The following is a 10,123-nucleotide window of genomic DNA, read 5'->3' as shown; positions in this document are numbered from 1 at the left end:
GTGCTGGCGCGCGCGGTGCGCCGCCATGTGGAGCACCGCATCCTGCTCAACGGGCACCGCACGGTGGTGTTCCGGTAATCGCCCATCCCGCGTCCGCCGGGCATGGCCCGGCGCTACCACGGGTGCTATCCGGTAGTGCCGGCCGCTGGCCGGCAACTGCAGAGATCCCGAGGTTGCCGGCCAGCGGCCGGCACTACCGAATCCTGATTTCATCCAATGAAAAGCCCCTGGTTCGGCCGTCCCGCGATCTGTAGGGGGGCGTAGTTAGGGGGCTGGATGAATCGATTGTGTTGTTGTGGGCAGGAGCGCGCAAGCGGCATAAGCGACGTGCGCGGTAGCGCCGGGCCATGCCCGGCGGTCACGCCTCAGGCGATCGCGATCCCTGCCTTGCCCAGCGCTTCGCGCACCATCGCGTCGTTGGCTTCGGTCACCGGCCGGGTCAGCTCCCACAGGAACTTCACCCGGAAGCCGGACTTCACCGCATCCTGCCCGCTCCACAGCACGCAGTAGTCGCGGGCCAGGCCGCACACATGCACTTCGCGGATGCGGCGCTCATGCAGCCAGCCGGCCAGGCCGGTGGCCGGGCGCTCGCCATCAGGGCCGTGGTTCTCGCGGAAGGCGCTGTACGAATCCACCTGTTGGCGCGTGCCCTTGCGCAGGATCAGGTCGGCCACGGCCCAGTCCACGCCCGGGTGCAGCGCGGCGCCATCGCTGCCCTGCACGCAATGGTCGGGCCACAGGGTCTGTGGCTGCGCGTGCAGCAGGATGGTTTCGAACGGGCGCTGGCCGGGGTGTTGGCTGGCGAACGAGGCGTGGTCGGCCGGGTGCCAGTCCTGGGTCGCCACCACGGTGCGGTAGCGACGCTGTGCCAGCAGGTCGGCAATCGGTGCCACCAGCGCATCGCCCTGGTCGCAGGCCAGCGCACCGCCGGGCATGAAGTCCGGCTGCAGGTCGATCACCAGCAGGGCGACATCGGCGGGCAGGGCGGTCATGGCAGTTCCGGTACAACAGAAGGGGCGACCAGCGTGGCCGCCCCATGCCTGCACGTCAATCGCCCTGCGGCGTCTCAGCGTCCTGCCCGTAGTACAGCAGGCCGATCTTGATCCGTTCGCGCCCGTTCTCGCGGCGGTGGCGGTTGGCATCGCGCAGCGAGTACACGCAGCCGCAGTACTCCTGCTGGTAGAACTGCTCGCGCTTGCTGATCTCGATCATGCGGCTGGCACCGCCGCCCTTGCGCCAGTTGTAGTCCCAGTACTGCAGGCCTTCATAGCGCGACGCCGCGCGGATGCCGCAGTCGTTGATCTGCGCCATGTTCTTCCAGCGCGAGATGCCCAGCGACGAACTGATGGTGTCGTAGCCGTGTTCATGCGCGTACAGCGCGGTGCGCTCGAAACGCATGTCGAAGCACATCGTGCAGCGGATGCCGCGCTCGGGCTCGTTCTCCATGCCACGCGCACGGCTGAACCAGTTGTCGGTGTCGTAGTCGCAGTCGATGAACGGAATGCCGTGCTGCTCGGCGAAGCGGATGTTCTCCTGCTTGCGCAGCTCGTACTCCTTCACCGGATGGATGTTGGGGTTGTAGAAGAAGATCGCGTAGTCGATCCCGGAAGCGGTGATCGCCTCCATCACTTCGCCCGAGCACGGCGCGCAGCACGAATGCAGCAGCAGGCGCTTGCCATCGGCGGGCAGGGTCAGGGTGGGGCGTTGGAACTCGGTCATCGTGGCGTGCGTCAGGGCGTGGGAGCGGTCTGGCCGGTTACCGTGAACAGGACGCGCGCGGCCACGCCGCCTGTACGTGCAGGCTGGCGATGGCCCCGGCACCCTCCCCGCGGAGAGTCCAGGTCGAATCAGGGGACGGTCGTGTCCCCCGGCCGGGGCCGGTATTCGGGCTGATGGACACGGGCCGCAGCCCACCTACTCCCTGCCGCTTCCCAGGCGCGAGCCCAGTGCTGTTGGCAGGATTCGTTTCCATTCACCGCTGCGGGGCAGCTCCGGAATGGGCGCACGAAGCGCCTTCACCGGATTCCCGTTTAACTCCCTGCCGCCATCCAGCCACGGCAGGGATACCTTCGGCGTGCCCACGGTGGACGCGTTGCCGGCGTGGGTCAAGGGGCACCGGGGTCGGAGCCCTTTGCGCTGCAACGGGATCCGACCCCGGTCGGGATGCGCCTCAACGCCCCGCCGCAGCCCGCGCGCGGATCTCATCCAAGCGCTGGTCGTGCAGCAGGCGCCCGTTCTCCCACACGGTCACCATCGCATCCTCGAAGCCGGTCGGCAGCGCCTCGTCACCGCTGGGAGGCAACGCCACCGTGTGCAGGCTGCCGTCATCCAGGCGCCGCAGCAGGCGCATGCGGCCACGCTTGCTGGTCTTGCCGGCATCGGTGACCGGGTCCTTGTAGACGTCGATCCACTCACCCTCGACCCGTGCTGCCGAGCACTTCAGCGCGAACTTCTGGGTGTCGCGGTCCAGCCGCTGCAACAGCGCGCCGCCCATGCCGAAGGCCACGTTGTCGGCGGCGTAGCCGTCTTCGGTGATGCGCTGCAGGATGGCGCGGATCGTATCCGGGTTGATGCCATCGCCCTGGATCACCCGCACGTGGTTGAGTACGCGGTAGCCCTTGCCGTTGAGGGTGTGGCCGAATGCTTCATCCAGCCGGCGCAGGCTTTCGGCCACCACGTCCACCGGGTCACCCGAGTCGGGGCGGATGACCAGGGTGGCGCCCGAAGCGATCACTTCATCACGCAGCGTCGTGCCCCAGTGTTCACTGATCGCGCGGTAGATGTCATAGCTGTCCGACACCACTGCCACGATCGCGCCCGGCTTGCCGAACTGGCGCAGCATGTTGCGGTAGGCGTCCACTTCGCGCTCGCGGCCCCAGCTGGTGATGGTGCTGTGCTCGGCGGCGGGAATCGAATAACCGGCCATCGGCGCGTGATAGTGCGCGCGGGCCAGGCACAGGGCCGAGACGGTGTCGGTGCCGAGGAAGTTGACCAGGTGTGCGGCACCACCGAGCGCAGCCGATTCCAGGCTCGATACACCGCGCGCGCCGAAGTCGTGCAGCTTGAAGGGCAGCTGCCCCTGCGGATCGTCGCTGGTCTGCTGCAGGAACGCAGCAATGGTCTGCCGTGCATGCCAGCTGATGGTGGCCACGGTGACCGGGTACCACACGCGCAGCAGCAGCGTTTCCAGGTACGACGGCACCCAGAATGCAGCCGGGTCGGTCGACTCGATCGTCATCAGTGCCTGGTGGGTGGGTACCACGCTGCCCTCGGGCACGGCACGGATGCGCACTGGCAGGTTGCCCCCGAGCCGGTCGACGATATCGCGCCAGCCGGCTTCGTTGAACGGCTCGCCATGGGCGGCGAATACCGCAGCAGCGTCGTCGATGTCAGCGTGGGTGACCGGCCGTGCCAGCGCGTCCTTGAGGATCGCCTGCAGGCCGAAGAACACCGTGCGATCGTGCAGGCCGCCACGTGATTCGACGTAGAAGAACGTGGCATCGGTACCCGGCGGGTACTGCAGCCAATGGCTGGCCTTGTAGCTGTCGGTGTTGAGGAGAAGATTATCGAGGTAGTGCATGACGGAAGCTCCTTCGCGTCGAGTGACACCAGCGGTCTATCCGCCAGTGGGGAGAGCCGGGCAGGTCAGCCGCGGCCGAGGAAATACTCCAGGATGTGCAGGTGGTCCTCGAACAGCTGCGGGCCCATGTCCAACGCCTCACTCACCGGTATCCAGCGCGCCTTGTCGGCGTCGTCGCCACCGCGCACCGGCGGCAGGTCACCGGCCGGGAATTCGAAGTGGAACCCGTGGGTGATGGTGCGGCCGCGCTGGCTGCGGTCGGGGTGGTCGAATACCTGCTGGCCCTTCAGCGAACCCTTCAGCACCGGCAGCGGAATCTTCAGACGGGTTTCCTCGCGCAGTTCGCGCAGGCAACTGTCCAGCAGGCTCTGCTCCTGGCCAACGAAACCGCCGGGCAGCGCCCACAGGCCCTTGCCGGGCTCCGAACGGCGCCGTACCAGCAGCACGTGGCCCGAATGCACTACCACCGCATCGGTGGTGACGAAGGTGGGCGCGTAGGGCGCATCCTTCCAGGCGGCCTTGTACTGTTCGATGAAGCGGTACTCGGCCACCAGCTGGGCATACGCAGGCGCGCTTTTGCGGAACGCTTCGAGCATGTCGTACACCGGCGCCGGCACATTGCCACGCAGCATCAGCAGCGCGCCGTGGAAGTCGACGTCGCCGGCTTCGAACAGGTAGCGCCGCAGCTCGGTGGCCGACAGGGTGGCGGTGTGCTGCACGTCCACCAGCGGCCATTGCGGGAACTCCCTCAGGTAGTAGCTGGAGGCATCCTTGTCCATGCCGATCAGGCCGACCTTGGCATCGGCGGCGGCGCCGTCGTTGCGCAGGGCTTCGGCCACCTGGCGCTGCACGTTGGCGATCCACTGCGCTTCGTTGTACAGGTGGTCGCGCAGCGGGCGGATCAGCAGGCGGTCGGTGTGGCCATCGAGGGCTGCCTGGATCATCACGGCGCGTTCGGCCACGGTCCAGGGATTGCGGAGGCTGCGGGGGGTATCGGCAGAGCCGACCAGGAAGATCAGCTTGCGGGCCCGGCTCAGGGCCAGGTGGGCAACGGCGGCGTGGCCGTTGTGGAAGGGCTCGAATCGCCCGATGAAGACGAGATAGTCGAATTCCATGAGAATCCCTCATGTCGTTGTGGCAGCCGCGGGTCTGTCCCTTGGCTTGCTGCAGATGCTACGCCGATGGTGGGGCCGGTCAAGCCTGCAGGCCTGCCATCTGCTGAACGCCGCAGATTCCCGCCCGGACTGCGGTGGTGTTCTCAGGCCCTGAGAAGCCGCTGCGCCATACTGGCATTCACGCGGCGGACGGCATGCTCGGGGGCAAGACGGTGGCGGACAAGTACTGCGATCTGGTCATGAAAGGCGGCATCACCAGCGGCATCGTGTACCCCAATGCGGTACTGGCGCTGGCACGCGAGTATCGGTTCAAGAGCATCGGCGGCACCTCCGCTGGCGCCATCGCTGCGGCGGTAGCGGCTGCGGCGGCATGCGGTGATCGCCGCATGCAGGCCGGCGAGCACCTGCCCGGTGATGCCGGTTATGGCGGGCTGTCGGCGGTGTCGGCGCAGTTGTCGCGGCGCGGGTTCATCTACAGCCTGTTCCAACCGGCGCGGGGCGCGCGCGCGGCCTATCGGCTGCTGGTGGTGCTGACCGGCAATGCCGGCCTGCCGCACAAGCTGCTGTGCCTGGCGGTGGCGGTATTCGAGATCGCGCCGCTGGAAGTGCTGGTGTCGCTGGCGCTGCTGCTCGGCCTGGGCTGGTGGGGCGGTGGCTGGAGCGGCGTGGCCGCAACGCTGCTGCCGTCGCTGCTGTGCGCCTACGGTGCAGGCGTGGCCGGAGCCGCGTTGCGCGTTGCGCGTGTGGCCCGGCGCAACCTGCTGGGCCTGTGCAGTGGCCTCGGCCGCGATGCACGTAAACCGGCATTGACCGAGTGGCTGCATGAATGCCTGCAGCAGTTGTCCGGCAAGCCGCTGGATGCACCGCTGACCTTTGCCGACCTGCACGAGGCGCCGCGCTATGCCGGCGAGCCGGACAGCCCGCATGCGATCAGCCTGCAGATGATCACCACCTGCGTGTCGCACAATGAACCACGCACACTGCCGCTGGGCGGCGCGCAGTTCTGGTTCCTGCGCGAGGAGTTCGAGCAGTTGTTCCCCGCCAGCGTGGTGCAGTGGCTGGTGACGCAGGCCGGCCCGCCGCTGGAGGTGGAAGGGCGCCGGTACTACCACCTGCCGCAGGGCCCGAAGCTGCCGGTGCTGGTGGCCACGCGCATGAGCCTGAGTTTCCCGTTGCTGATCAGCGCGGTGCCGCTGCATGAGCCCTCGCGCCGCGAGCGCCGCTGCGAACCCACTGCACCGGCCGCCGACCAGGAACACAACGTGGCCGACAGCATGGAAGGGCTGACCAGCGCTGGGCAGACCTGCGGCCCGGTGATCACCGCGTTCCGCATCTGCTGGTTCTCCGATGGCGGCATCAGCAGCAACTTCCCGATCCATCTGTTCGATGCCGCGTTGCCGCGCTGGCCGACCTTCGCCATCAACCTGGTCTACCCGCAGCATGCCGAAGACGTGGGCCACGGTAGTGATGGCCGCCAGGCGCTGGAACATGCCGTGTTCCTGCCCACCGAGAACCGCCACGGCTGGCAGCGGACCTACCAGTCGATCGCCAGACCGTTGGCGGCGGCCGAGCTGGGTCGCTTCCTGTTCGCGGTGGTGGCGACCATGCAGAACTGGCGCGACCTGCTGCAGGCGCGCGCGCCGGGTTACCGTGACCGCATCGTGCACGTCAGCCTGCAGGGCGACGAAGGCGGCATGAACCTGGACATGCCGCAGGAGGTGCTGACCCGCATCGCCGACAAGGGCAGCCTGGCGGGTGCGCGCTTCTGTTCGTTCTCGTTCGGGAACCACTACTGGATCCGCTGGCGAAACCTGGCCTCGGCCTACCAGCGCTACACGCTGGAAGTGGCGCGTACCGACGACCCGGCGCAGCAGGTGCTGGCCTACCGCGCGGCGTACTCGATGGTTGCCCGTGGCGAGCCGGCACCGCCGTCGTACAAGCTGGGCTCGGAAGACAAGCGTCGCGGCTCGCAGCAGCTGTGGGCGCAGATGGTCGAGCAGGGCCGCACCTGGGAAGACCTTGGCCCGGACCTGACCGACGGCGCACCGCGCCCGCTGCCGCAGATGAAGGTGACGCCGATCTACTGACCCGGTAGTAGAACCACGCCATGCGTGGATGAACGTCCATCGAAATCGAATATTTCGAACATTCATCGAAGAGCATCCACGCATGGCGTGGATCTACCGTGTCGACCAAGGTCGACACCTACCAGAGCAATACGTCGTTCCGACAGATGGAAGGAAACTGTCGAAGGCGGGGTGGTGTCGGATTGCGGGGTGTCCGCGGCATGGATGCCGCGGCCAAGCCCCCAGGGACGGGTTCACGGCGTCCCCGCAATCCGACACCGCCCCGCAATCCCACGGAATGCCAGCTTTTGCTGTTGCTGTTGCTGTTGCTTCGGCTTCGGCAGGTGCAGGGCGCAGCCCTGCCGAACCAACCCTATCGCCCCGGTAACTGCGCGAACGCACGCTGCATGCAGTCCTCGCGTGGGCACACCCGGCAACCCGGTCCGATCGAAACCGAGTTCCCTGGGCTCTGCACATCCAGCCCCAGCGAATACACCAGGCGTTCGGCATGCTGTAGATCGCAGCCCAGCGCCACCGCGAAGGTCTTGCGCGGCTGGCCATGGCCCACCGGGCCACTGCTGACCTGCCGCGCCAGCCAGAAATGGCGGCGCCCGTCGGGCATGCGCGCGGTCTGGGTAAGGATGCGCCCGGGCTGGTTGAACGCCTCGTAGACGATCCACAGCGGGCACGAGCCGCCCACCTGCGAGAAATGGAAGTCGGTGGCCGAATGGCGCTTGGACACATTGCCGGCACGGTCTACGCGGATGAAGAAGAACGGCAGGCCGGGCGCACTGCGCCGTGCCAGCGTGCTCAGCCGGTGGCAGACCGCCTCGAAGCCGACGCCGAACTGGTGCGCCAGCAGTTCGATGTCATAGCTGCTGGCCTCGGCCGCACGCAGGAAGCGCATGTAGGGCATGACCAGCGCGCCGGCGAAGTAATTTGAAAGACCCACCCGTGCCTGCGCGATGCATGCGTCATCGGTGAAGCCGGCACGCGCCACCACCGCATCGATCTGCGGCAGGTAGCCGTGCAGGGCCAGTTCGGCGGCCATCTGGAACGCCTGCTGGCCCGGCTCCAGGTAGTCCGGCAGCCACAGCCGCCGCGTACCCGCATCGTACTGGCGCTTCTCGCGCCCGGCCTGCAGTGCGGCCACTTCCACCAGCACGCCGTGACGGTCGGCCAGCAGCTGGCGCAAGCGCGGCGCCACATGCCCGGGCGAGAGCCCCCACTCGGCGAACAGGCGCTCGGCCAGTTCGTCCAGCTCGGGAATGTGGTTGTGCATGCGGTTGAAGAACTCGCGTACCTGGTCGCCGGCCGGCAGGGTGCTGCCGGCGCCGGGCTCGCCCAGCTGGAATTCCAGCGCGGCGGCATGCTCGCGCAGTGCCAGGTGGCGGCGGTGCAGGTCCAGCAGCGCACGGCTGACCTGCGGCAGGTTGCCCGCCAGGGCGCGCAGTTCGGTGGCACTGACTTCGGCCAGGCCCAGGTCGCGCAGGGTCTCGCCCAGCGCTTCCTGCAGCGCGGCGGGCTCATCTTCGTCGAACAACACGGAAACATCGCCCAATACCTCGCCCAGCTTCTTCTGCACCGCTGGTGTGAGGGGGCGCTTGTTGCGCTCGATCTGGTTCAGGTAGCTGGCCGACAGCCCCAGCGCCCGCGCCAGGTCAACCTGGCTGTAGCCGCGCTGTTCGCGCAGGCGCAGCACGCGCAGGCCGAGTTGCCGCTGGGGAGCTGGGGTATTCACAAAATTAACAGGAATCGTGGGGTGTGTTGGCCAGATTAAGCGGATTCAGCCCGGAAATCGAGGTGCGTGCTGTGAATAATGCCAAGCATCTTTCGCACCCTGTGGGATTGTCGTCATGACTGTTGAAGCGCCCCGTATCCGCATGCTGATCGATGGCCAGTTCGTTGAATCGGCCACCTCCCACTGGCAGGACGTGATCAATCCGGCCACCCAGGACGTGCTGGCCAAGGTGCCCTTCGCCACCACCGGTGAAGTGGACGCCGCCGTCGCAGCCGCCAAGGAGGCCTTCAAGACCTGGCGCAAGACCCCGATCGGCACCCGTGCGCGCATCTTCCTGAAGTACCAGCAGCTGATCCGCGAAAACATGAGCGAGCTGGCCCACATCCTCACCGCCGAACAGGGCAAGACCCTGCCGGACGCCGAAGGCGATGTGTTCCGCGGCCTGGAAGTGGTCGAGCACGCCGCCGCCATCGGCAACCTGCAACTGGGCGAGCTGGCCAACAACGTGGCCAATGGCGTGGACACCTACACGATCATGCAGCCGCTGGGCGTGTGCGCCGGCATCACCCCGTTCAACTTCCCGGCGATGATCCCGCTGTGGATGTTCCCGATGGCGATTGCAACGGGCAACACCTTCATCCTCAAGCCGTCCGAGCAGGACCCGATGGTCACCATGCGCCTGGTCGAGCTTGCCTTGGAAGCCGGCATTCCGAAGGGCGTGCTGAACGTCGTCCACGGCGGCGAAGAAGTGGTCAACGCGATCTGCGACCACCCGGACATCAAGGCCGTGTCGTTCGTCGGTTCCACCCGCGTCGGCACCCACGTGTACAACCGTGCCTCGCTGGCCGGCAAGCGCGTGCAGTGCATGATGGGCGCCAAGAACCACGCCGTGGTGCTGCCGGACGCCAACAAGGAACAGACCCTCAACGCGATGGTCGGTGCGGCCTTCGGCGCCGCGGGCCAGCGCTGCATGGCTGCCTCCACCCTGGTGCTGGTCGGTGAAGCGCGCAACTGGGTGCAGGATCTGGTCGAAAAGGCCAAGACCCTGAAGGTCAGCGCCGGCACCGTATCCGGCACCGACGTCGGTCCGGTCATTTCCTGCAGTGCCCGCGAGCGCGTGGAAGGCTTGATCGCCTCGGGGGTGGAGCAGGGCGCCTCGCTGGTGCTCGATGGCCGCAACCCGCAGGTGGATGGCTTCGAGAAGGGCAACTTCGTCGGCCCGACCATCTTTGCCGGTGTCACCACCGACATGCGCATCTACCAGGAAGAAATCTTCGGGCCGGTGCTGGTCATCCTCGAAGCGGAGACGCTGGAAGACGCCATCGCGATGGTCAACAGCAACCCGAACGGCAACGGCACCGCACTGTTCACCCAGTCCGGCGCGGCCGCGCGCAAGTTCCAGGAAGACATCGACGTCGGCCAGGTCGGCATCAACGTGCCGATCCCGGTGCCGGTGCCGCTGTTCTCGTTCACCGGTTCGCGCGCCTCCAAGCTGGGCGACCTGGGCCCATACGGCAAGCAGGTGGTGCTGTTCTACACCCAGACCAAGACGGTCACCGCGCGCTGGTTCGATGACGAAACGCTGAGCCACGGCGTCAACACCACGATCAGCCTGAAGTAA

The 10,123-nt window shown here is 67.1% G+C and carries 7 protein-coding genes and 1 riboswitch; of the genes, 2 read left to right on the top strand and 5 right to left on the bottom strand.

All coding sequences use genetic code 11. The features are described 5' to 3' along the window. Nucleotides 1-365: 365 nt before the first annotated feature. The 4 genes from pncA to AC5P74_RS19085 all read right to left on the bottom strand — a co-directional run bounded on the left by pncA (nt 366) and on the right by AC5P74_RS19085 (nt 4,695). Nucleotides 366-992 (bottom strand): bifunctional nicotinamidase/pyrazinamidase, encoded by a 627-nt coding sequence (gene pncA / locus AC5P74_RS19100; protein WP_346608200.1) that lies wholly within the window; start codon nt 990-992, stop codon nt 366-368. Nucleotides 993-1,047: 55 nt separating this feature from the next. Then, nucleotides 1,048-1,719 carry an epoxyqueuosine reductase QueH gene (locus AC5P74_RS19095; RefSeq protein WP_235647696.1) on the bottom strand — a complete coding sequence of 224 codons (672 nt, stop codon included), beginning with the start codon at nt 1,717-1,719 and terminating at the stop codon, nt 1,048-1,050. A gap of 139 nt (nt 1,720-1,858) precedes the next feature. Beyond that, a riboswitch (cobalamin riboswitch) is annotated at nt 1,859-2,072 on the bottom strand. 98 nt (nt 2,073-2,170) lie between these two features. Next, nucleotides 2,171-3,580: a nicotinate phosphoribosyltransferase gene (locus tag AC5P74_RS19090; RefSeq protein WP_138953301.1), complete on the bottom strand. Its 1,410-nt coding sequence runs from the start codon at nt 3,578-3,580 to the stop codon at nt 2,171-2,173. Nucleotides 3,581-3,645: 65 nt separating this feature from the next. After that, nucleotides 3,646-4,695, bottom strand: a complete 1,050-nt coding sequence (locus AC5P74_RS19085) for a bifunctional nicotinamide-nucleotide adenylyltransferase/Nudix hydroxylase (protein WP_053498734.1) — start codon at nt 4,693-4,695, stop codon at nt 3,646-3,648. A 194-nt stretch (nt 4,696-4,889) separates the two neighbouring features. Here AC5P74_RS19085 and AC5P74_RS19080 point away from each other — a divergent pair, with 194 nt between their 5' ends. Further along, on the top strand, nt 4,890-6,782 hold the full coding sequence (locus tag AC5P74_RS19080; protein WP_171958099.1) for a patatin-like phospholipase family protein: 1,893 nt from the start codon (nt 4,890-4,892) through the stop codon (nt 6,780-6,782). Nucleotides 6,783-7,134: 352 nt separating this feature from the next. Here the strand turns inward: AC5P74_RS19080 and AC5P74_RS19075 are convergent, their stop codons facing one another. Next, nucleotides 7,135-8,502: a helix-turn-helix domain-containing protein gene (locus AC5P74_RS19075; protein ID WP_346607450.1), complete on the bottom strand. Its 1,368-nt coding sequence runs from the start codon at nt 8,500-8,502 to the stop codon at nt 7,135-7,137. A gap of 115 nt (nt 8,503-8,617) precedes the next feature. On the opposite strand from AC5P74_RS19075, the gene AC5P74_RS19070 reads away from it, so the two are divergent. Then, nucleotides 8,618-10,123, top strand: a complete 1,506-nt coding sequence (locus AC5P74_RS19070) for a CoA-acylating methylmalonate-semialdehyde dehydrogenase (protein ID WP_206619882.1) — start codon at nt 8,618-8,620, stop codon at nt 10,121-10,123.

This window comes from Stenotrophomonas sp. YJH_SMC_94-11, from assembly GCF_059370435.1.
The sequence above is the reverse complement of the archived record's forward strand: the minus strand, read 5'-3'. Positions and strand labels throughout refer to the sequence as shown.